The sequence below is a fragment of the Acinetobacter sp. Q85-2 genome (genome assembly GCF_013420555.1).
GTDB lineage: Bacteria > Pseudomonadota > Gammaproteobacteria > Pseudomonadales > Moraxellaceae > Acinetobacter > Acinetobacter indicus.
Map to the genome: position 1 here is coordinate 1 of NZ_VOXW01000021.1, position 22,411 is coordinate 22,411.

22 protein-coding genes are annotated in these 22,411 nt (G+C 46.1%); 13 read left to right on the forward strand and 9 right to left on the reverse strand.

Features of this window, described 5'->3' with window-relative positions; translation table 11 throughout:
* Window positions 1-159: 159 nt before the first annotated feature.
* Window positions 160-732: a peptidylprolyl isomerase gene (locus FTT68_RS11300; RefSeq protein ID WP_016659793.1), complete on the reverse strand. Its 573-nt coding sequence runs from the start codon at window positions 730-732 to the stop codon at window positions 160-162.
* Between the two features lie 97 nt (window positions 733-829).
* Between FTT68_RS11300 and FTT68_RS11305 the strand changes: the two genes are divergently transcribed.
* The gene (locus FTT68_RS11305; RefSeq protein ID WP_160255809.1) at window positions 830-1,540 is read left to right on the forward strand and encodes an acetoacetate decarboxylase family protein; all 711 of its coding nucleotides are present in this window, start codon (window positions 830-832) and stop codon (window positions 1,538-1,540) included.
* Window positions 1,541-1,550: 10 nt separating this feature from the next.
* Here FTT68_RS11305 and FTT68_RS11310 read toward each other — a convergent pair whose 3' ends face one another.
* Window positions 1,551-2,627 carry an alpha/beta hydrolase gene (locus FTT68_RS11310; RefSeq protein ID WP_005181046.1) on the reverse strand — a complete coding sequence of 359 codons (1,077 nt, stop codon included), beginning with the start codon at window positions 2,625-2,627 and terminating at the stop codon, window positions 1,551-1,553.
* Window positions 2,628-2,829: 202 nt separating this feature from the next.
* On the opposite strand from FTT68_RS11310, the gene FTT68_RS11315 reads away from it, so the two are divergent.
* Window positions 2,830-3,255 carry a hypothetical protein gene (locus tag FTT68_RS11315; protein ID WP_005181048.1) on the forward strand — a complete coding sequence of 142 codons (426 nt, stop codon included), beginning with the start codon at window positions 2,830-2,832 and terminating at the stop codon, window positions 3,253-3,255.
* 241 nt (window positions 3,256-3,496) lie between these two features.
* Here the strand turns inward: FTT68_RS11315 and FTT68_RS11320 are convergent, their stop codons facing one another.
* A complete protein-coding gene (locus FTT68_RS11320) occupies window positions 3,497-3,748 on the reverse strand; it encodes a hypothetical protein (RefSeq protein ID WP_180006986.1) in 252 nt (83 codons plus the stop codon).
* A gap of 830 nt (window positions 3,749-4,578) precedes the next feature.
* Between FTT68_RS11320 and grpE the strand changes: the two genes are divergently transcribed.
* The 4 genes from grpE to FTT68_RS11340 all read left to right on the forward strand — a co-directional run bounded on the left by grpE (window position 4,579) and on the right by FTT68_RS11340 (window position 8,837).
* A complete protein-coding gene (grpE, locus tag FTT68_RS11325) occupies window positions 4,579-5,127 on the forward strand; it encodes a nucleotide exchange factor GrpE (protein WP_005181051.1) in 549 nt (182 codons plus the stop codon).
* A 119-nt stretch (window positions 5,128-5,246) separates the two neighbouring features.
* Entirely contained in the window at window positions 5,247-7,187 is a 1,941-nt protein-coding gene (gene dnaK, locus FTT68_RS11330) for a molecular chaperone DnaK (protein WP_005181052.1), read from the forward strand.
* Between the two features lie 228 nt (window positions 7,188-7,415).
* Complete coding sequence (locus FTT68_RS11335; protein WP_075168301.1) at window positions 7,416-8,327, forward strand: matrixin family metalloprotease; 912 nt, start codon at window positions 7,416-7,418, stop codon at window positions 8,325-8,327.
* Between the two features lie 120 nt (window positions 8,328-8,447).
* Window positions 8,448-8,837, forward strand: a complete 390-nt coding sequence (locus tag FTT68_RS11340; protein WP_168382072.1) for a hypothetical protein — start codon at window positions 8,448-8,450, stop codon at window positions 8,835-8,837.
* Window positions 8,838-8,879: 42 nt separating this feature from the next.
* On the opposite strand, the gene FTT68_RS11345 is transcribed toward FTT68_RS11340, so the two are convergent.
* The 3 genes from FTT68_RS11345 to purE form a co-directional block, all read right to left on the reverse strand.
* A complete protein-coding gene (locus FTT68_RS11345) occupies window positions 8,880-10,163 on the reverse strand; it encodes a lytic murein transglycosylase (RefSeq protein ID WP_075175487.1) in 1,284 nt (427 codons plus the stop codon).
* Between the two features lie 737 nt (window positions 10,164-10,900).
* Window positions 10,901-12,022: a 5-(carboxyamino)imidazole ribonucleotide synthase gene (locus FTT68_RS11350; protein ID WP_075175485.1), complete on the reverse strand. Its 1,122-nt coding sequence runs from the start codon at window positions 12,020-12,022 to the stop codon at window positions 10,901-10,903.
* A 15-nt stretch (window positions 12,023-12,037) separates the two neighbouring features.
* The gene (gene purE / locus FTT68_RS11355) at window positions 12,038-12,550 is read right to left on the reverse strand and encodes a 5-(carboxyamino)imidazole ribonucleotide mutase (RefSeq protein WP_005181065.1); all 513 of its coding nucleotides are present in this window, start codon (window positions 12,548-12,550) and stop codon (window positions 12,038-12,040) included.
* A gap of 288 nt (window positions 12,551-12,838) precedes the next feature.
* Between purE and FTT68_RS11360 the strand changes: the two genes are divergently transcribed.
* On the forward strand, window positions 12,839-14,119 hold the full coding sequence (locus FTT68_RS11360) for a DUF2254 domain-containing protein (protein WP_180084070.1): 1,281 nt from the start codon (window positions 12,839-12,841) through the stop codon (window positions 14,117-14,119).
* Window positions 14,120-14,122: 3 nt separating this feature from the next.
* On the opposite strand, the gene FTT68_RS11365 is transcribed toward FTT68_RS11360, so the two are convergent.
* Window positions 14,123-14,461, reverse strand: coding sequence for a DMT family protein (locus FTT68_RS11365; protein WP_005181069.1), 339 nt, complete (start codon window positions 14,459-14,461; stop codon window positions 14,123-14,125).
* 254 nt (window positions 14,462-14,715) lie between these two features.
* Here FTT68_RS11365 and mpl point away from each other — a divergent pair, with 254 nt between their 5' ends.
* Both mpl and FTT68_RS11375 read left to right on the forward strand, forming a co-directional pair.
* A complete protein-coding gene (gene mpl, locus FTT68_RS11370) occupies window positions 14,716-16,083 on the forward strand; it encodes a UDP-N-acetylmuramate:L-alanyl-gamma-D-glutamyl-meso-diaminopimelate ligase (RefSeq protein WP_180084072.1) in 1,368 nt (455 codons plus the stop codon).
* A 249-nt stretch (window positions 16,084-16,332) separates the two neighbouring features.
* Window positions 16,333-17,418, forward strand: a complete 1,086-nt coding sequence (locus tag FTT68_RS11375) for a zinc-dependent alcohol dehydrogenase family protein (RefSeq protein ID WP_005181074.1) — start codon at window positions 16,333-16,335, stop codon at window positions 17,416-17,418.
* Window positions 17,419-17,513: 95 nt separating this feature from the next.
* Here the strand turns inward: FTT68_RS11375 and FTT68_RS11380 are convergent, their stop codons facing one another.
* Both FTT68_RS11380 and FTT68_RS11385 read right to left on the reverse strand, forming a co-directional pair.
* Window positions 17,514-17,795, reverse strand: coding sequence for a GNAT family N-acetyltransferase (locus FTT68_RS11380; RefSeq protein ID WP_005181076.1), 282 nt, complete (start codon window positions 17,793-17,795; stop codon window positions 17,514-17,516).
* Window positions 17,796-17,833: 38 nt separating this feature from the next.
* Window positions 17,834-18,127, reverse strand: a complete 294-nt coding sequence (locus FTT68_RS11385) for a GNAT family N-acetyltransferase (protein ID WP_219605518.1) — start codon at window positions 18,125-18,127, stop codon at window positions 17,834-17,836.
* A gap of 564 nt (window positions 18,128-18,691) precedes the next feature.
* On the opposite strand from FTT68_RS11385, the gene FTT68_RS11390 reads away from it, so the two are divergent.
* The 4 genes from FTT68_RS11390 (at window position 18,692) to FTT68_RS11405 (ending at window position 22,404) form a co-directional block, all read left to right on the forward strand.
* A complete protein-coding gene (locus FTT68_RS11390; RefSeq protein WP_075168119.1) occupies window positions 18,692-19,657 on the forward strand; it encodes a TerC family protein in 966 nt (321 codons plus the stop codon).
* 263 nt (window positions 19,658-19,920) lie between these two features.
* Window positions 19,921-21,237, forward strand: coding sequence for a guanine deaminase (gene guaD / locus FTT68_RS11395; RefSeq protein WP_075175265.1), 1,317 nt, complete (start codon window positions 19,921-19,923; stop codon window positions 21,235-21,237).
* Between the two features lie 212 nt (window positions 21,238-21,449).
* Window positions 21,450-21,977: a hypoxanthine phosphoribosyltransferase gene (gene hpt / locus FTT68_RS11400; RefSeq protein WP_005181088.1), complete on the forward strand. Its 528-nt coding sequence runs from the start codon at window positions 21,450-21,452 to the stop codon at window positions 21,975-21,977.
* 166 nt (window positions 21,978-22,143) lie between these two features.
* A complete protein-coding gene (locus FTT68_RS11405) occupies window positions 22,144-22,404 on the forward strand; it encodes a GlsB/YeaQ/YmgE family stress response membrane protein (RefSeq protein ID WP_005181091.1) in 261 nt (86 codons plus the stop codon).
* The last annotated feature ends 7 nt before the right edge of the window (window positions 22,405-22,411 follow it).

Below are 22,411 nucleotides of genomic sequence, written 5' to 3' on the forward strand. Positions count from 1 at the left end.
ATAGGACAATTTCTTACACACGCAAGTGCTTTTAGCATCTTGTTTTATCGAGTGTTTCTTTTTTATGCACCAATATGGAGCATTTTTACCCGATCTTTGAAATAAACTTCTAATTTTAAAGCAGAAATATTTAATTTATATTTCTGCTTTTTATTTTCGTTAATTTTTTGCCGTTGCCGGTTTTATCTTCACACTCAGGATTTTCACCGGTTGAGCCGGAACATTCTGGTGCACACCAACATTGCGGGTCGGTACTTTGGCAATTTTATCGACCACATCCATCCCCTTGGTAACACGGCCAAACACGGCATAACCCGCATTACGTGGACTTTTATTCAGGAAGTCGTTATCGACCAGATTAATAAAAAACTGGCTTTTGGCTGAATCAGGATGATTGGTTCGTGCCATCGCCAAAGTACCACGCTGATTGCTCAGGCCATTATAGGATTCATTTCTGACCGGTGGACGGGTATTTGGACGTTCCACCATGGCTGCATCCATACCGCCGCCCTGAATCATAAAGCCCGGAATGACGCGATGGAAAATGGTACCGGTATAAAAACTGCTACTGACATATTTTTCAAAATTGGCTGCTGACAACGGCGCTTTGTCGTTAAACAGTTCAATTTCAATATTGCCCATGGAAGTTTTCATTTCAATCATTGAATTGGCAGCCCATGCAGAGGCACTAAGGGCAAGGCTGGCGGCCATAAGAACGCTACGTTTTAACATTTCTTTACGAATCCGTGGTTTGATGTTTTGCTTCACTTATATTAATTGTTCAGTATGAAGAAAACATTAGCTGTTCCTTTCAAATCCTGAGAATAAGATGAATAACAATATCCAGAACCAGATTTTTGCGCATCCGCCTTGGCGCTTACACGGCGATGCTTTTATTTTGAATTATTGGCTGAATCCTTTTTTCCTGAAAACAGCCAAACGTTTTCGGCTGGCTCCGTCTCCTTTAGGACGCATGGTCAATGTAATGCTGATCCGTTATCAGGATTCGCCAGTGGGTCCGTATGATGAACTGTTAATTATGGATCATCCTTTATTGTATAAGCATCGCTTGTCGACCATTCCCAAGATTTATGTCTCGACCCAGGCTTCTTTAGTGCATGGCCAGCAGTTATGGGGCATTCCGAAAGAGCTGGCCGAATTTGAATGGCTGGAAAAAGAAGGTCGCACCTATTGTATTGTGCGCCATCAGCAGCAAGAGATGTCAATTTGTCTGGAGCGGCCGAAAAACAGCACCTCGTTTTATATCAATAGTCACCATATTCCGGCTTCATTTTTATCCATTCAGCAGGCCTGGCAAGGCCAGCGCTACCAGTTTAGTCCGAAATTTCGCGGCCGTTTATCTAAACTCAAAACGGTGGAATGGCAAAATACCCAGGATATTTTTCCTGATTTTTCCCAGGCCCGACTATTACAAAGTTTTTATGTACCGGAGTTTGATCTGTTATTCCCCGAAGCGCAGATTAAAACCAAAACCGCTGTTCCACGTGAAACCAGAAAAAATCTGAGTCGGCCTTTTTAAGTTACCCCTTTTAAAAGAAGCGTGGTCGATCCCAAAATTTTCTGAAATTCTTGCCCAGCTCGAGCGTGAGTTTTTTAGCACGGCGCGAAACCGGGGTTAAATTAATAAAACCATGGGTCTGGTCGGTATATTCCTTATATTGGACTTTGACCCCTTGCTGACGCAGCTTGTGCGCATAAATTTCCGCTTCATCGTGCAGCACATCATGCCCGGCCGTCACAATAAAGGTCGGCGGCAGTTTTCTTAAATTGCCGTAGGTTGGTGAAATCAGGGCATCATCCAGTGCCATATTGTGCTGTAACGCATAATACTCGGTGACGAAATCAATATCCTGCTCAGTCAGCACCAGACCATCTTTATAGGCAAAGAACGACGGATGACGGCTTTTAAAATCCACCACTGGATAAATCAGTAACTGGGCATGCGGTGCATAGGCGGTATTTTTACTACGCTGTGACACCACGGTAGCAATATTGGCACCAGCACTGTCACCCGCCACGGCAATACGGTTTTTCAGAATATTAAATTGACGGCGATGCTGATACACCCAAGCCAAAGCATCTTCACAGCACTGAATCAGCTGTGTCGGTGAAACCTCGGGGGTCAGTGGATAATCGACACTGACCACCTGCGCCTGAGCGGCATGCGCCAATAGCCGGCAAACTTCATCATGGGTATCGAGATTGCCCACCACAAAACCACCACCATGATAAAACACAATCAACGGCAGTTTTTTATGCGGTGCAGGATGATAATAACGGGCTGAAATGGTGCCACTTTGCAGGCTTAAACGTAAATCTTCGACCCGTTTGACATAGGTCGGCTGTTTACGGATCGCCTTCATCTGAGTATCAAAAGCCTGACGCGATTGCGCCGGATTTTCGCCAATAAAACCGATACGCCCCTGCTTGATTTGGGCCGCCATCATGCATTTAATGAGGGGATCAAGTTGCGGATACTGATAAGGATAGCCCAAGGCGCGCGCCAGTGATTCCTGCGCCACACACGGTAAATGATCGAGTGTTCGCACCACCGTACCCTGACTGTTATCAATGATTTTTTGCAGTTTCTGTTGATACGCACTCATCTATCATCTTCCTTTTTTATTCATTCTTCACATTTTCTACATGATCAGTAGTTTAGTGACTATTTCGTTATAGAAGTCCAGTCATCGACCTACATATTCAGAATTTATATACGCTAATCTTATTTCTATAAGGTGTCATTGACAATTTTGATGATACAGAGGGATTGATTTTGCTAATCCGGATAGAAAAAGGACGCTCACCATGTCTAGAAAACTCCTCTTGGTTTCCTGTGCGACCGTATTTTTAGCGGTCGGTTGTGTCGCGTTCCCTGAAGATGGCCACTACAATGGCCGCTATGATCACCGTTATGACCGGGATTACGACCGTAACTATGATTATCGCCGCATGACAGAACGTCAGCGTTGGGAATATGAACAACGTCAAAAACGCTTACAGCAACAACGCCAACGCGAAGCGCAGTGGGATCGACAAAAACGTGAACTGGAACGTAAACGTGCCGAACAAAGCCGTCAGCAGTTACAACGGGAACGCGAACGACGCGCCGAACTGAACCGTAAACGCCAGCAAGTCGAACGCAAACAGCAAGAGCAGCGTAAAAAACGGGTCGAAGAACAGCGTAAACGGATGGAAGAATATCGCAAACGGCAACGTGACCGTCGTGATTAATCCTGTATTTGACAGTGTGCGATGTACAGTTTAAAAACCCGAAAACCTGGCTTTCGGGTTTTTATTTTTACAAGGTGCTTTGATTGAAAGCGCTGTGATAGAAAAATAACGACCTTCCATAATAATAGTGAAAATAGCTGGCCTTCCCTGGCCATTTTTTGAATATTCCTATTTAGAAATTAAATCTTCCTCCCTGATTTAAATGATGGTCCTGTTTCATTTGAAATAGACAGCGTTGAATTTAGGGCTGCGGCTGTGCCTCAACTGCCGGTGCTTCCGACCCTGCTGGTGCAGCAGCGGCCGGGGCAGTGACTTCTGCGGCTACGCCCACTTCAGCCCCCGCTTCTACCGGCATGGTAGTCACCTGTACCGTTTCAGGTTGCTCCGGATTTTGTGCCACTTCTGGTGCCTGTGCCGTTTCATGACTGCTACAACCTACCACCGCCAGTCCAGCAAACAAGGCCACAGCCAATACACCCATTTTTTTCATCATTCGATCCTCATTCATTGAAAAATACAAAGTCCAACTTTGCGCTGGCTATACTTTCAAAATTTCAGCACTGGCTGGGCAGATAAAAAGTTAAATTTTTATATCCACCGGTACGAGTTATGCAGTTTTTTATAAACGTGAAGATGCAGCTGTTTTTACAGCCAATGGAAGGAATCAGCAGGATTAATCTGCTGTTTTTATTATAGATTACAGCAATAAAAAAAGACAAAAGTGCAGAATTATTTTAGAGGGAGAAAACAGCATGCTCTACACAACATACAGCTAGTTTTGCGAAAAGATAACAGTGTAAATGCGGTACTTTTAAATCTTTAGGGCAAAAAAAAAGCTTATCCAGAGGGCGGATAAGCCAGAAAACACATTTCAAGAAAATATCAAAAGAAACTACAGCGATAGAATCTGGGCGCAATCATACAAAGTTGACCTTGCCCTGTAAAATAGTATTTTTCACTCATTCTGATCGTTTTTATGTATAAATAATAATCAACTTAAAAATTTTGTATAGACAACTCAACAGCATCTACAGAATTTATCCGGACTTAAAATTAAAATCATTTTCCCATAAATTGGGGTTTCAGCCTCGTAGTATCTTCCTGCACCCTCCCTGCTAAAAAGATCAAAAATTAAAAGAATGTATGTTTTTTCAGCAAATTTCTGCAGATTTAATGACTGGCACCGCTTGAATTTTTATCCCCTGCCCCGACTTCTTTAATAATTACGAAATTCATCACTCATGGCAGTTCAGAATGAACCAGTCAATACTGATGCCAGAAGGACTGTACATGTTTAAGAACCCATTTAAACGGAGTAAATCAATGGCAACCGAGCACAACCAAGACGCTCAAGATCTGCAACAAGAGCAAGTAGAACAAGATACTACCCAAACTCAAGCTGAAACCGAGCAGGCAGACGTTTCCGTTGAGTCTTTACAAGAACAGATTGCGCAGCTCGAAGGCGATTTAAAACTTGAAAAAGCGCGTACCGCCAATGCAGTGTATGAAGCGCAAAAGAGTGTCGAGCGTATTCAGCGTGAATCTGAAAAGCATAAAGAAGCAGTGCTGGAGAAATTTGCCAAAGAACTGCTCGATAGCGTAGATAACCTGGAACGTGCTATTGCCGCAGCTGGCGAAGAAAAAACCCCGCTGTCTGAAGGGGTGGAACTGACGCTGAAATCACTGCTGACGACTTTAGAGAAATTCGGCATTGTGGCGGTAGATACCGCGAACGGTTTCAATGCAGATTTACATCAGGCGGTGGGCATTGATCCAACAGCCAAAGCCAACGAAATTGGCAACGTACTGCAAAAAGGTTATAGCTTAAATGGCCGTTTATTGCGTCCTGCAATGGTTATGGTCGGCGCTTAAGCCTCATAAATTCGGGAGTTGGTGAAATTTTTTCATATTTTTAACTTGAAAAAAATTGAACGGCTCTCATATCGGATAACAAGTGTAAAGCACAATAAAATTTTTGAGGAAACATCCAAATGGCTAAAATCATTGGTATTGACTTAGGTACAACCAACTCATGTGTTGCGGTACTTGAAGGCGATAAAGTTAAAGTAATTGAAAACGCTGAAGGCGCGCGTACAACTCCATCTATTATTGCGTATAAAGATGGCGAAATCCTGGTCGGTCAGTCTGCGAAACGTCAAGCAGTAACTAACCCGAAAAACACCTTGTTCGCAATCAAACGTCTGATCGGTCGTCGTTATGAAGACCAAGCGGTACAAAAAGATATCGGTCTGGTGCCATACAAAATCATCAAAGCAGACAATGGCGATGCTTGGGTTGAAGTTAACGACAAAAAATTAGCACCACAGCAAATCTCTGCAGAAGTTCTGAAAAAAATGAAGAAAACTGCGGAAGATTACCTCGGTGAAACTGTTACTGAAGCAGTTGTAACCGTTCCCGCATACTTCAACGATGCACAGCGTCAAGCGACTAAAGATGCCGGTAAAATTGCTGGTTTAGACGTTAAACGTATCATCAACGAACCTACTGCTGCGGCGTTAGCGTTCGGTATGGACAAGAAAGAAGGCGACCGTAAAGTTGCAGTCTATGACTTGGGTGGTGGTACTTTCGACGTATCGATCATTGAAATTGCGGATCTTGATGGCGACCAGCAAATCGAAGTATTGTCGACTAACGGTGATACATTCCTGGGTGGTGAAGACTTCGATAACGCATTGATCGATTACCTGGTTGAAGAGTTCAAGAAAGAACAAAACGTCAACCTGAAAAACGATCCACTTGCGTTACAACGTTTGAAAGAAGCGGCTGAAAAAGCAAAAATCGAGCTTTCTTCTTCAAATGCAACTGAAATCAACCTGCCATACATCACGGCTGATGCGACTGGTCCTAAACACTTGGTGATCAACGTAACACGTGCGAAATTAGAAGGTTTAGTTGCTGACCTGGTTGCGCGTACCATCGAACCTTGCCGTATTGCACTGAAAGATGCGGGTCTTTCGACTTCTGACATCTCTGACGTGATTTTGGTGGGTGGTCAGTCTCGTATGCCACTTGTACAACAAAAAGTACAAGAATTCTTCGGTAAAGAGCCACGTAAAGACGTGAACCCGGATGAAGCTGTAGCAATGGGTGCGGCGATTCAAGGTGCGGTACTTTCAGGTGACAAGAACGACGTTCTTTTACTTGACGTAACACCGCTTACACTTGGTATTGAAACCATGGGCGGTGTGTTAACGCCAATCATCGAGAAAAACACCACGATTCCTGCGAAAAAATCGCAAGTGTTCTCTACCGCTGCGGACAACCAACCTGCAGTAGACATTTCGGTTTACCAGGGTGAACGTAAAATGGCTCAACAAAACAAATTGTTGGGTAACTTCCAATTGGGCGATATCCCACCTGCGCCACGTGGTGTGCCACAAATTGAAGTATCGTTCGACATCAACGCGGATGGTATCTTGAAAGTGTCTGCGAAAGACAAGAGCACGGGTAAAGAGCAATCGATCCAGATTAAAGCAAACTCAGGTTTGTCTGATGCTGAAATCGAAGCGATGATCAAAGACGCTGAAGCGAATGCTGAAGAAGACCGTAAGTTTGAAGAACTGGCAAAAGCACGTAACGAAGCAGATGCCCTGGTTTCTTCTGCTCAAAAAGCAGTAAAAGATCTTGGCGAACAAGTGACTGCTGATGAAAAAACTGCGGTAGAAACAGCAGTTTCAGAACTTGAAGCAGCAACCAAAGAAAATGACGTTGACGCGATCAAAGCGAAAACTGAAGCACTGCAAAACATCATCATGCCAATTACGCAACGTGCATATGAAGCAGCTCAAGGCCAAGGCGGTGCGCAAGGTTTTGACCCGAATGCCTTCGGTGGTGATGCTGGCCAACAGCAAAAAGCGGACGATGGCGTTGTAGATGCTGAATTCACTGAAGTGAAAGATGACAAAAAATAATTTGTCACTTTAAACAAAAAGACCGCGCGTAAGCGCGGTTTTTTTATATCTGCTTGAAAGCAAAAAGACTTGTTTCATCTCTGCGGCTTTTTTAAGCTAGTTAGACACCCCATCTGGCCTACTCTGCTTGACCGTTTTCCCTGTTATATAAAGGAAAGAAAATCGGTCAATCACAGATGCGGATGTGCAGTTAATTGCCCCCTCTCTACAGGAAACCCAATCTGCGTGATGCGTCCCTTAATCCTGATTGTGTTACTGCTGTTTGCCGCCATGCTGTGGTATCAGAACCAGCAACATCCGCAGCTGCAGCACAACAGCCTGCTGACCCGGATTCAGGCCCCTTTGGATACCCGGCTGCGTTACCGGATTGCCGAAGTGGACCCGCGCTTTGGTTTAAGTCATGCCGAGGTAGTGCAACTGGCCCAACAGGCCACACAAATCTGGACAGAGGGTACTGGTCAGGACTATTTTGTCTATGATCCACAAGCACGACTGGCAATCCGCCTGATTTATGATGAACGCCAATATGAATCGGAACAGCGTCGCCTACAGATGGGCCAGATTGAGCAACAGCAGCAGCATTGGGAACACCAGCAGACCCAAGTGCAGACAGTCAAACAGCAGATTCAGCAACTGAACCAGCAGCTGGCCTTTAAAAATGCCCAGTTACAGCAACAGCTGAATGCCTATAACCAGCAGGTGCAGCAGCTGAACCAGCAAGGCGGTGCATCGGCCACACAGCGCAGCTCTTTAAACCAGCAGCGCCAGCAACTCGAACAGCAAACCGCCAGTTTACAGGCTGAAATTCAACAGTTTAATGTACGTATTGCAGGCTTGAACCAACAGGTCGATGCCCTCAACCAGCTAAATCAGTCAATTGATGCTTCGGTGCAGCAATTTAACCAGCGCTTTCAGCCGCGTTTATTTGATAAAGGCAGCTTTGATGGTAAAAGTATTCGCATCTATGAGTTTCAGTCAGCCGCCGACCTGCGTTTAACCTTGGCACATGAGTTCGGTCACGCCTTGGGCTTGGGGCATACCCATGATCCGCACGCCCTGATGCATCCTCTCATGCAGGAGCAAAATCTGGATCATTTTCAGCTAACTGCCGCCGATTTGGCACTTTTGCAGCAGCGTTAAATACATTTGATGCTTTTCATTACAAGTTAATCTAGAAAACCGGGGCTTTATCGCCAACAGCACTGCCCTCTCTGGCTATTTCATGTTATTGTGAAAGCCGCAATTTCAACAGGAATGTTTGTGGAGATTAATGTGAGTTACTACCATATTTTGATTGAAGTAAATGACCACATCAGCACGATTGAACAAACGCGTGATATTGAACTGTTTGATATCGTCGATATTCAACCGTATCTCTACTCTATTCTATTGCCGTATTTTAATGAGCAGATGATTGAGCTCGAAGAAGAAAATGTCGAGTTTGAAGATATCCTGCATTTAGAAATTAAACAGACCCTGTTGCCGATCAATCACCTGATTGAAGAAGAACAAAAACTGCTGCCAAGCGACACCGATGTCACCATTACGGCCTATGAAGTGTTTAACAACCGTGACTTGAGTCAGGATGTGACCACGGTGATTTTTGATATTTTAGAAGCCGTGAAGATTGATACCTCAGATATTGAATAAACATCAGGGCGCCATAAGGCGCCCTTTTTATTGCATATTTATTTATTGCAGCATCATCAGTTTGGCATTTTCATTACGAAAAGCGCGTAATACCTGTTGTCCGGCACGCCCGGTTGGACTTAAGCCCAGGCGGATCTGTTCCTGACGAATGGCCTGACGGGTTTTATCACCAATCAGGCCATCTACCGCACCAATATCATGACCGCGATTTAATAAAAACTGCTGGATTTCACGACGTTCTGCACGTGAAGTACCCGGATCATCGGTAGGCCATGCCGTCACAAACGGGCCTTTGCCCTGTAAACGGTCGGATAAATGCGCAATGGCCAAGGCATAACTTTCCGCGGCGTTATAACTGTAAATGGCATCAAAGTTTTTAAACACCAGGAAAGCCGGGCCATTGCCGCCTGCCGGTGTCAGCAAACCGGCCTGACTGCTGCCTGAAAGATTGCCCTGAATCAAGGCACTGCCATCGGCTCGTACTAGCCCACGATTGACCCAGCTGCTTAAGGATTTTTTATTGCGGCGCCCTTCTCCACTGACCGACATGCCTGCGGGCAATTTCACTTCAAAGCCCCACGGTTGTCCGCTTTGCCAGCCACGTTTTTTCAGGAAATTGGCGGTTGATGCCAAGGCATCAGTGGTGCTTGATACCAGATCACGGCGGCCATCACCATCAAAATCCACTGCCAGTTCTTCATAGGTCGATGGCATAAACTGGGTATGACCAAATGCCCCGGCCCATGAGCCTCTGAGCTGATCTTCACGCACATCGCCGCGTTGTAAAATACGCATGGCGGCAAAGAATTCGCCGCGGAAATAACTCTGACGACGGCCTTCACAGCTTAAAGTACCTAAAGCCTGCAATAACGGATAACGGCCAGAAATATCGCCAAAATTACTTTCTACACCCCATACCGCGACCACGGTTTCTGGCGGTACACCATAAGCTGCTGCAACCCGGTTCAGTACCTCACGGTGCTCGGCCAGTTTTTGCTGGCCCAGTTGTACGCGTTCTTCATCGACCAGACCGGAAAGATAATCCCAGATTGGCGTCGAAAATTCCGGCTGATAATTCAGGCGTTCAATCACGGAATAATCTGGCGTTAAATTTTGGGTATAGCGGTCATAAGTACTGCCACTGACGCCCTTGGCCATGGCCTGACCGCGTAAATTGGCCAGACAGGCCTGGAAATTATTTTGAGGCTGGATGGTGCTTGGCACCGGCGCCGTGGTGGTGACCGGCTGACCGTTAATAATCAGTTCTGCATGTAGCTGAGATGCAGCCAATGCCAAAGATCCGAAAACAAAAGCAAAGCGATGCATACTATCCCTTATGTCATTTGAATTTAAAACTGGTTTTACCATAACAGCTGAGCCATAAAATGACAGGGTAAAAACGTAAATTTAAATTTATTTTGCTTCATTTTAAATTCATATTTCAGTTTTGAATTTAAAAAATTTTATCCACAGATCTAATCTTGAGTATTTTTAAATTCAAATCTCGGTTTTCTTATTTTTTAAATTTAAATTCATTCTTTTAAATTCATTTTTTCAGACTTCAACCAGTAAAGTTATCCACACCTGCAAAACAGCGCTGGTTTTAAATTTAAATCATCATTTTTAAATTTATTTCAGAAAAACTTATCCACAAAACCCATCCACCTGACCGTAAATCTGTACTTTTTAAATTTAAATTGCAGTTTTTGAATTTATTTCGCAGGTTTTAAATTCAAATTTTAAATTTAAAACTACAACCGGATTTGAATTCATATTTTTGAATTTAAAGTTCAGCGGATATTTTAAATTCAAACTGCATGTTCAGATTTAAATTCAAAATAAAATCTATGTTTGAATTCATTTTTAATTTTTCAGATGCTCTGTATTTATGTTTGTTTTTTAACCATTTATAGTTATAAAAGATCTGGACTGAAGCAATCAAGCCTGTTGTTGAACCAGCCGACCAATGGCAGCTGGCGAAAAAGAGCGCAATCTTGCCCGAATTTCTGGTATAAAAAAAGCGGCCCGCTGAGGGACCGCTGTTTTCATAAACGAATCTGCAGTTAAATGCTCATATCTTCACTCAAGGCCAGCGGATTTGGCAAAATTTTCGCCAGCTGACGGCAGAGTGACGTCAGTTCGCGACTGTCGTTTGGCATTAGGGTAATATGCCCGATTTTACGGCCTTCGCGTTCAGTTTTATTGTACAAATGCAGATGTGCACCATTTAACGCCAACACATCTTCCGACTTTGGATGCTGACCAATAATATTCACCATCACCGTTGGGCGCACCACCTCAGTCGAACCGAGCGGCAAACCAGCCACTGCACGGACATGGTTTTCAAACTGTGAACAGACTGCGCCTTCAATCGACCAGTGCCCTGAATTATGCACGCGTGGCGCCATTTCATTGGCATACAGGCCTTTTTCAGTCACAAACAGCTCCAGTGTCAACACACCGACATAGTTGAGATGATTCAGCAGACGTGTAATGTAGTCTTGCGCCACTGGCTGTAAATCAGCACTGTTCGGTGCCGGTACAATCGAGTGCGACAAGATCCCATGATGGTGGTGGTTTTCAGCCAATGGCCAGGTTTTGACATCGCCATTTTGGCCACGTACTGCAATAATTGATACTTCACGCGAGAAGGTGACAAAACTTTCTGCAATCAGTGAGCCGGCAGGGCCAAGTTCTGCCCAGGCCTGATCAATCTGATCGGCGCTACGCAGCACAAACTGGCCTTTACCATCATAACCGCCAGTCGCGGTTTTCAGTACAATCGGCAGACCTAATTCAGCCACCGCCGCCTGTAAACTGTCCAGCGAATCAACCGCCTTATACGGCGCCACCGGAATCTGCAGCGCATCAAATAGAGCTTTTTCCTGCAGACGGTTTTGCGCAATCGCCAGTGCCTGACGCGGCGGATGCAACGCTTTACTTTGGGTCAAGACATCAACATCGGCCAGCGGGGTATTTTCAAATTCCAGGCTAAATACATCTGCACTCTGGATAAAATCCTGCAAACCGTGTTCAGCTGCGCTTGAATAGACCGTACCTAAAGCTGCAGAAGGGCAATCTGCACTGGCTTCAAAGAAAGTACATTGAATATTGAGTGGTAACGCGGCTTGCGCCATCATGCGGCCAAGCTGCCCACCGCCAAAAATACCAATGGTTTTATTCATAAGGAATGTCCCGTATTAAGCCTGACCCGGAATATTGTTGCTGGCCACTTTATCGGTTTGCGCTGCACGGAAATCAGCGACATTTTTCGCAATCTCTGGACGCGTTAAACCCAGAATCTGGGCAGCCATAATGGCAGCATTGGTGGCACCGGCCGGACCAATTGCCAAGGTACCTACCGCAATTCCGGCCGGCATTTGTACAATCGACAGCAGTGAATCGACGCCATTTAAAATAGAAGATTTAACCGGCACACCCAGCACTGGAAGATCAGTCTTGGCTGCGCACATGCCCGGTAAATGGGCAGCGCCACCCGCACCGGCAATAATCACCTGAATACCACGATCACGCGCAGTTTCGGCATATTCGAATAAACGGTCTGGGGTACGGTGCGCAGAAACCACTTCCGCTTCAAATGGGACACCAAGCTGCTTGAGCATATTGGCAGTGTGTTCGAGAGTTGCCCAATCAGATTGAGAACCCATAATAATTCCAACGAGAGGAGCGTCTTGTGCTGCGGCCGCATTCATTGCTAATGTTCCAGAGACTAAGTGAAAAAAGATAAATCTCGACGAGAGCCAAGCTTTAATGAATAAGCTCCGTATTATAGACTGAAAAACCGGCTGGCTAAAGTTCGGCGCAAGAATAAAGATTAAAATTATCTGTTTGTAAAACTGAAGAAAATACAATGATGGCAATAGGCCAAAAATACAAAAAGAGGACATACAGCGGTGAAAAAAACGCTATAACTATCAAGATAAAGCTTTTTGTAATGAATAACTTAAGATTAGATTAAAGATATTTTCAGGGCAGTTTCCATGTGGTTCAAACTTAAAATCTGGCTACAAAACCCTTCAGAAAACTTATGGCTGATGCCGGCGCTGGGTGCCATCTTTGCGACATTTTTTTCATTATTTGCCATCGCCAGCCAGTATTTTATTCCGGCCAGTACGGTACTGAATATCAGCATCGACACCTTGGGCAGCTTGCTGGATATTATTGCCTCCAGCATGCTGGCAGTGACGACCTTCTCATTGTCGATTATGGTGGCAGCTTTTGCTTCGGCTTCAAGCAGCGGCACACCACGTGCCTATAGCTTGATGATGAGCGATGACAACACCCGGCTGGCCATTTCCAGTTTTATTTCCGCCTTTATTTATGCAGTAATTGCCAAAATTGCCCTGGGGCTGGAGTACTACGGTCCATCGGGACGTTTTGTGTTGTTTATCAGTACTATTCTGGTGTTGATGTACCTGATTTATACCCTGATTCATTGGGTACAAACCCTGTCTAAACTCGGCAATTTAACCACCACCATCGACAAGATTGAAACTGCGGCCAAAAAGGCCTTGGGCCAGTTCCGGCATCAACCGGACTTGGGGGCAACAGGGCAGAAGCCTGCTTTTGCGCCCAGCTTTTGCGTCTATAGCAGCACAACCGGCTATTTTAACCATGTCGATCTGGCCGGACTGGAGCAGATTGCCGCGCAGCAGCAACTGCATTTACATCTGCCATCTATGCCGGGCAAATTTTTAGATCCGATGACTGCGCTAGTCGAGGTCTATAGCCCGCAGGCGCTGTCCGAAGAACAGCAACAGCAGATCCGCGATCAGATTCTGCAGCATCTGATTATTGAAACCAATCGCAGTTTTCTGCAGGACCCGCGTTTTTGTCTGCTGGTGATGAGTGAGGTCGGGCAAAAAGCCATGTCGAGTGCAATTAATGATGTCGGTTCTGGCATTAGCGCACTGAATGCGCTGACCCGGATTCTGATTGACAGTCGCCCGGACCCGGAGGCGACGCGCTGTGACTGTCCGCATCTCAGTATTGAGTGCTTTGATCTGCAAGACCTGATTTATGGCAGCTTTATGCCGCTGGCCCGCGATTGTGCCCAGAATCTGGAGTTAAATCAGCGCCTGCTGAAATGCCTGTCGATGATTGCGCAGAATGTGCCGGAACCGGAACTCAGACAGGCGGCCACGCAGATGGCAATGCAAGTGCTACAACGCTGTTTACATCACTTTGATTTCGCACCAGAACGGGCGCTGATTCAAGCAGATTTCGCCGCACTTTTTCCACATCTGCCACAGCCTGAATAAGACTTAACTGCTGCGAAAAACGAAGTAAACACAACCAAGCAGGCATAAACCGGCCCAGAGATAATCCAGTTTAAACGGCTGCTTGAACAGATACAGCATAAACGGCACAAAGACCAGCAGGGTCACCACTTCCTGGGTAATTTTCATTTGCCCAAGTGACCAGCCATGCTGGGCCAGCAAGCGCGTGGCCGGAATCATAAAGGCGTATTCGAGCAGGGCAATCATCCAGCCAAACAAAATGGCCTGCCACAGCGGTGCGCCATGCAAAAATTTCAGATGTCCATACCAGGCCAAAGTCATAAAACAGTTGGAAATAATTAACAGCAGTAAAGGGAAGGACATAGGCGGCAGCATCCAGAAAACGTCAGCCTATTGTACGGTTTCAGGCCCAAAAAGCAGTGTGGCTATGCGGATTTTTTTCACGGTCAGCATCCACCTGGAAAATGCCTAATTTTTTCGGATTCCAGTCAACGAATCCCTACAAGAATGACTATCTTTTCCGAAACAGCCTTGCTATCGTTGCTGACAATTCAATACATCATGACCAGGCCATCAACAAGAATGGTACGGTCCTACACGCAGTGGAGTAACAGCGGATGCATCTGCATATTTTGGGTATTTGTGGCACTTTTATGGGCTCTCTGGCCTTGTTGGCGCGTGATCTGGGACATACCGTGACCGGTTCCGACCAGAATGTTTATCCGCCGATGTCGACCCAACTGGAAAATGCAGGCATTACCTTAATGCAGGGCTATGACCGCAGCCATTTACAGCCGCATCCGGACTTGGTGATTGTCGGTAATGCCATGAAACGTGGTATTGATGCGGTGGAATATATGCTCAATGCCGGTCTGCCTTATGTTTCAGGTCCACACTTCCTGGCCGATCATGTGCTGCAAGGCAAGCATGTTCTGGGCGTGGCCGGCACCCATGGTAAAACCACCACCACCACCATGCTGGCCTGGGTGCTGGATCAGGCCGGTCTGGAACCGGGCTTTTTGATTGGCGGCGTTCCGCTTGGCTTTAAAGAAAGCGCGCGTTTAGGTGGTGGCAAATACTTCTGTGTCGAAGCCGATGAATACGATTCTGCTTTCTTCGACAAGCGCTCCAAGTTCGTACATTACCATCCGAAAACTGCCATTTTAAATAACCTGGAATTTGACCATGCCGATATCTTTGATGATCTGGCGGCAATTCAAAAACAGTTCCATCATCTGGTGCGTACCATTCCAAGTGAAGGCTGCATTATTGCACCGGTTACCGAAACCCATATTGATGAAGTGCTGGAAATGGGCTGCTGGACACCGGTGGTCCGCACCTCACTGACTGCACATGCCCAGGCCGCGCTATCTGCCGAGCAGTTACAGGCCGATGGCTCACATTTTAAAGTGCTGCAAGATGGTGTGGTTCAGGGCGAAGTCTGCTGGAACATGACCGGCCAGCATTCAGTGGCCAATGCCCTGGCAACCATTGCCGCGGCAGCGCATGTTGGTGTATCGATTGAAACGGCCTGTGCGGCCTTGTCCAATTTCGGCGGGGTAAAACGCCGTATGGAACTGCTCGATACCGTACGCGGCATTGAGGTCTATGATGACTTTGCCCATCATCCGACTGCGATTGACACCACTCTGGAAGGCGCGCGCAAACGTTTAGGTGAACGCAAACTGTGGGCGATTATTGAGCCTCGTTCCAATACCATGCGTATGGGCAGCCATAAAGATGGACTGGCACATTCAGCACGTCTGGCCGATGAAGTGATCTGGTATCAACCGGAAGGGCTGGACTGGGATTTACAGCCGGTGGTGGCTGCGGCACCAAACAAGGCCAAAATTGCCCGGACGCTGGATGACATTATTCATACCGTCAGCCAGGAAGCAGGCGAGGGCGATGCGGTGGTGATCATGTCTAATGGCGGTTTTGGTGGTCTGCACCAGAAATTATTAAGCGCATTAAAATCGGCTTAAGCACGTTTATTGACCTGAAACATCATTCAACGGGGCTGTAGTTAGAATACTGCAGCCCTGTTTTATTGTCATACAATTCAATAGATTAAAATAAATATACAAATATATGAATAAAAACGGTTTTTTAGAGATAAACTTGTCATCAACTCCTGTTAAGTTAGAACGATCACATCCTGTGCTATAACGGTTCCTGATGAGGTGAAAAGGCGCAGGCTGTCCCACAATAAGCACAACAAGAGGATGACCACCATGTCCCAGACAATGCAAGCCATGGTTTATCATGGCGCCAATGATATCCGTTTTGAACAGCGTCCACGTCCCCAGATTCTGCAACCCACCGATGCCATCATCCGCGTGACCAAGTCAACGATTTGCGGTACCGACCTTGGTATCTGGAAAGGCAAAAACCCGGAAATTGAAAGCACCGCAATCGAAAAAACCGGCCAGTTTGATGGCCGTATTCTCGGCCATGAAGGCATCGGGATTGTTGAAGAGGTCGGTACGGCAGTCAAAAATTTCAAACCGGGCGACCGGGTGATTATTTCCTGCGTCAGCCGCTGCGGTACCTGTGAAAACTGCCAGAAACAGCTCTATGCCCACTGCCGCAATGAAGGCGGCTGGATCATGGGTTATATGATTGACGGCACCCATGCCGAATATGTACGCACCCCATTTGCCGATACCTCGCTATATCCGCTGCCAGAAGGACTCAATGAAGAAGTCGCGGTATTTTTATCGGATGTGTTGCCGACTTCGCATGAAATTGGCGTGCAATATGGCAATGTCAAACCCGGCGATACCATTGCCATTATTGGTACCGGCCCGATTGGGATGGGCTGTCTGCTGACTGCACAATTCTATTCACCGGCACAGATTATTGCGGTAGATATGGATGATAACCGCTTGGCCATGGCCAAAGAACTTGGCGCGACCCATACCATTAACTCGGCCAAAGAAGATGCCATTCAGCGTATTCTGGAAATTACCGATGGCCGCGGGGTCGATTGCGCCATGGAAGCCGTGGGGGTAGAAGCCACCTGGAATATTTGCCAGCATATCGTCAAAGAGGGCGGTCATCTGGCCAACGTCGGAGTACACGGTAAATCGGTGAATTTTGAGTTAAATAAACTGTGGATTAAAAACCTGACCATTACCACCGGTCTGGTCAATGCCAATACCACCGGCATGCTGCTCAAAAGCTGCTGTGCCGGCAAACTGCCGATGGAACGTCTGGCCACCCATCATTTTACATTTGACCAGTTTGAAAAGGCTTATGAGGTATTTAAACACGCTTCAGATGAAAAAGCCCTGAAAGTGATCATTGATTACAGCTAAGGTCTTTATCGGCAATCAAAAACCACGAGTCCATGCTCGTGGTTTTTATATTTCAGCTGGCATTACAAAGTCAGCTGCAGGTTCAAGTGCCAGATTTAAGCGGCGACATCGGCCAGGCTGGGCTCACGTCGAAACATGACTTCAACATAAGAACAGACCGGTACAATCTTGAGCTGTTTTTCCCGGGCAAACTCGACCAGTACATCCAGTAATTGACGAGCAATGCCTTGGCCACGCAATGAATCATCTACCCAGGTATGGTCGGCGACAATTTTATGTGCGTCCTGCCATTGATAGGTGATTTCAGCAATCCGCTGTCCATCCCGTTCAATAAAAAATGCGCCGCCACGTTTTGCCTCTTGATGTTGAATATCCATTGCTGTCCTGCCTTAAAGTTTATGTGTCATCTGATGAATTAGGGTTGAAGTACATCCTGAATCGACGGGTCTTTTTCAAAAGCCGCTTTGGCATAAGGGCAGAGCGGTATAATCTTGATCTGCTGTTCGCGGGCATAATTGACCGCAGCTTCAACTAAGTGACGTCCCACACCCTGACCACGTAACTGTTCACTGACCGTGGTATGGTCAATAATGATTTTATCTTCGCCAGCACGTGAATAGGTCATCTCAGCCAGACGCTCGCCATTGGCTTCAACAAAAAAGGCCCCTTTGCTGTCATTGTTTTCGTGTTGCACCATCATTTTTATCATATCCTCGCATCTGGAATAGTCAGTATCTGCTTTATTCACAGAAAAAGACAGAAAAGAAAAGTGCGACTTACATTTTTTATGATCTGTGAAACATGACTAGGTTTTTAGCTAAAATATGGATACAATTAATTACATGATTAATACATTTCAATATTTTTAACTATGGATCTTTTTTTCATCATTATTTTGTTGTTGGTGGGTTTAGCCATTTATCTCGGAATTTCAATCTATAAGGAAAAATCTCGCGATCCGTTTAAATAAGCCTAATTGCACTTTACTTAAAAATATGCAATTCTCTGTCGACTTTGGGGCATTCCCCCAACACAGAATTGTTGAACAAGGGGAGTAGCCTCCTCCAAGCGTTAAAACCCAGATGAAACTCACTGGTTTTAACGTGTCAGACTATCGTCATTACACTTTGCAAAAAGTCGGTATCTGAGCATTGAATCTGCATCAGGCAGGGCAATGTAGGCAAGACCTTGATCACGTTGTTATGGATGTTTTTATTTCATCTGGCAACGGGTCAAGGTTTTTTTATGGCCAATTGTCGGATGTGGAGATTGTATGGAATCTATCGGCAATATCTGGCTGTATCTAGCCTTTTTTGCGATTGTTATGGTCATGCTCGCCATCGACTTTCTGGGCTTTAAACAAAAAGAAGGCCAGACCGTTCAGGTGCGTACCGCCGCTTACTGGAGTATCGCCTGGGTCAGCGTGGCCATGCTGTTTGGTGGTGGCCTATGGCTGTATCTGAAACAGACCGCCGGACTGGATGTCGCCAATACCAAGGTGATGGAATATCTGGCCGGTTATTTACTGGAAAAATCACTGGCGATTGATAACGTCTTTGTCTGGCTGATGATTTTTGCTGCCTTTGCCATTCCACCAGCGTTACAACGTAAAATCCTGCTGTATGGCGTTTTGGGCGCTATTGTGCTGCGTACCATCTTTATTTTTATTGGCGCCTGGTTTGTGCAGGAATTCTCCTGGATTCTGTATCTGTTCGGTGCCTTCCTGGTCTATACCGGCTTTAAATTCCTACGTGGACAGGACGATGAAGACAGCAATATCGAAGATATGGCGATCCTGAAATGGTTACGCAAACATATGCGGATTACCCCGCAGCTGGAAGGCAGCCGCTTCTTTGTACGTAAAGAGGGCTTACTCTGGGCCACGCCACTCTTTCTGGTGCTGATTCTGGTTGAAGCCTCCGATGTGATTTTTGCGGTGGATTCAATTCCTGCGATTTTTGCTGTGACCAGTGATCCCTTTATTGTCTTGACCGCCAACCTGATGGCGATTTTAGGCTTACGCGCCATGTTCTTCCTGCTGGCCGGTGCAGCCACCAAAATGCATTATCTGCCGTATGGGCTGGGAATTATTCTGGTGTTCATTGGCTTCAAGATGCTGATGCTGGATGTGTTCCACATGCCAATCTGGATTTCCCTAAGCTTTATTGTGATTGTGCTGGCAATTACCGCCTGGCTGTCGATTCGTCACAGCCGCAAGCATCATGAAACCACGCTCTAAAGTGGCCTGATTGATCAAAAAGCCCGTTGCATACGGGCTTTTTTTATTTTCCATATTCAGGGGTTACTCTTAAATATCAGCGTACAAGTACTTGATTTAACTGAATATTTTAGAGTTGACCCAGTGGACATCTTGTATTTCACCCAAACTGGCAACAGTTTTGCATGACACCCAATGTCTGTGACTGAATGTTGGATTTTCCATACAGGGCAGCGCTTTTCAGCTACAATCAACCGAAAAAATTAAACAAGTGCAGGTTTTTCATGTCTTCTGTCATTGCAACGACGGCAATTCGCGGCCGCTTCCTCGATATTCAGAATACAGTTGCCCAAGCGCGTGATATTCACGACCAAGTGCGCTATGTAGAAGATGGTTTATTAATTACCCAACACGGGAAAATTCACTGGTTTGGTCCCTGGGAAGAGGGGCAGGCGTATATTCCGGCCGGTGTTTCGGTGCAGCATTATCCCGATCAGCTGATTATACCCGGCTTCATTGATACCCATATTCATTTCCCACAAACCGAAATGGTGGGCGCCTATGGCACCCAGCTGCTGGAATGGCTGAATACCTATACCTTTCCAACCGAAATGCAGTTTGCTGATAAAAGCTATGCTGACAAGATTGCTGCATTTTTTGTGCAGGAACTGCTGAAAAATGGCACCACCACGGCACTGGTGTTCTGTACCGTGCATCCTGAATCTGTCGATGCCCTTTTTGAAGCCGCAGAACAGCACCAGATGCGCCTGATTGCTGGTAAAGTGCTGATGGACCGTCATGCACCCGAGGAACTCTGTGACACGCCAGAACGCGCCTATCAGGAATCTAAAGCACTGATTGAAAAGTGGCATGGAAAAGGCCGTAATTTATATGCGATTACCCCGCGTTTTGCACCGACCTCAACGCCGGCACAACTGGAAAAAGCGCAGCAGCTGAAAGCTGAATATCCGGATGTGTATCTGCATACCCATTTAAGTGAAAACACAAATGAAATTGCCTGGGTCAAAAGCCTGTTCCCGGAGCAAAAAGGCTATTTAGATGTCTATCATCATTATGGGCTGACCGGTTCACGTTCGGTATTTGCGCATTGTGTGCATCTGGAAGAGCAGGAGTGGGACTGTATGCACCAGACCGATTCCGCGATTGCCTTTTGTCCGACTTCTAATCTGTTCCTGGGCAGTGGCCTGTTCCCGATTCATCAGACCTGGCAGAAACAGGTCAAAATGGGCCTGGGCACCGACATCGGGGCAGGGACCTCGTTTAGCCAGCTGCGCACCATTAGCGAAGCCTATAAAGTCCAGCAGCTACTTGAGCAAAACCTGTCGGCCTATGAAGCGCTGTATCATGCCACTTTAGGCGGTGCCAAAGCACTGGATCTGGATGACAAGCTCGGCAATTTCAATATCGGTAAAGAAGCGGACTTTATTGTGCTGGATTTAAACGCCACCGCCTTGCAGACCCTGCGCCAGCAGCACAGCAAAGGCCTGGAAGACAGCCTGTTTGCGCTCATGACCATGGGCGATGAACGTAATATTCAGGCCACCTATATTTATGGACAATGTGCCTATGTCCGCGACTAAACCTATACGCCGGGCGCAACCGAAATAGCGGGTGGCGCTCACGCTGATTGGTCTGGCCTTATTGCTGAAAAGAGACCACCCGGTCAAAAATGCTGTTTTTTTAGACAGCAAAGAGGATGCATCTGACCGCAAGATGTATTAAAATTAAGGCATATTTTGGGGTGTTGCAGGTCAACACCTTTTTTATTTTTTGCTCTTTTAGGGATCTACCCATGACCGTTGATATGAAAGTATTGATTTCTGCTGAAGAAATTCATGCGAAAGTTCAAGAACTTGGTAAACAGATTAATGCGCACTACGCCAACAGTGACAAGGAACTGGTGTTAATCGGTTTACTGCGTGGTTCTGTGCTGTTTATGGCCGATTTATGCCGGACCATTGAAAAACCGCATGAACTGGACTTTATGACCGTTTCAAGTTATGGCGGCAGTACTGTGTCTTCGCGTGATGTAAAAATCCTGAAAGACCTCGACGGCGAAATTCGTGGCAAAGATGTGCTGGTGGTAGAAGATATTATCGACTCTGGCAATACCCTGAGCAAAGTACTGGAAATTCTACAAACCCGTGAACCAAATTCGATTGAGCTGTGTACCTTGGTCAGCAAACCGTCACGCCGTGAAATTGAACTGGAAGTTAAATTCCTGGGCTTTGAAGTAGAAGACAAATTTATTGTCGGTTATGGCCTCGACTATGACCAGAAATATCGCCATATCCCGTTTATTGGTGAAATCGGTCTGTAAGCAACCGCAAAAGAAAGTGGCGTTCAGCCACTTTTTTTACGACAAAGCGGACAAAAAAACTACAATCTGTAGCAGGACTCTACTGTTTGTCCTCTCAAAAATCCTGAAAAATAAATCAAATAGCAACAACTCAACTTGATAAACCATAACAAGAAGGAGACAGGAGATGTGGACACTTATTGTGGCTATCGTGATTGGTTTTATTGCAGGTCTTATCGCCCGTGCCATCCATCCAGGTGATGATAAAGCAGGCTTTATTATGACCACCTTACTCGGGATCGCCGGTTCACTGTTGGCCACTTACGGCGGTCGCTTCCTCGGTCTGTATGATGAAAACTCAGCTGCCGGCTTTATTGCCTCGGTGATTGGTGCGCTGATCATTCTGTTTATCTATAACATGATTTCCAAACGCTCACATCGCGTTTAAATCAATA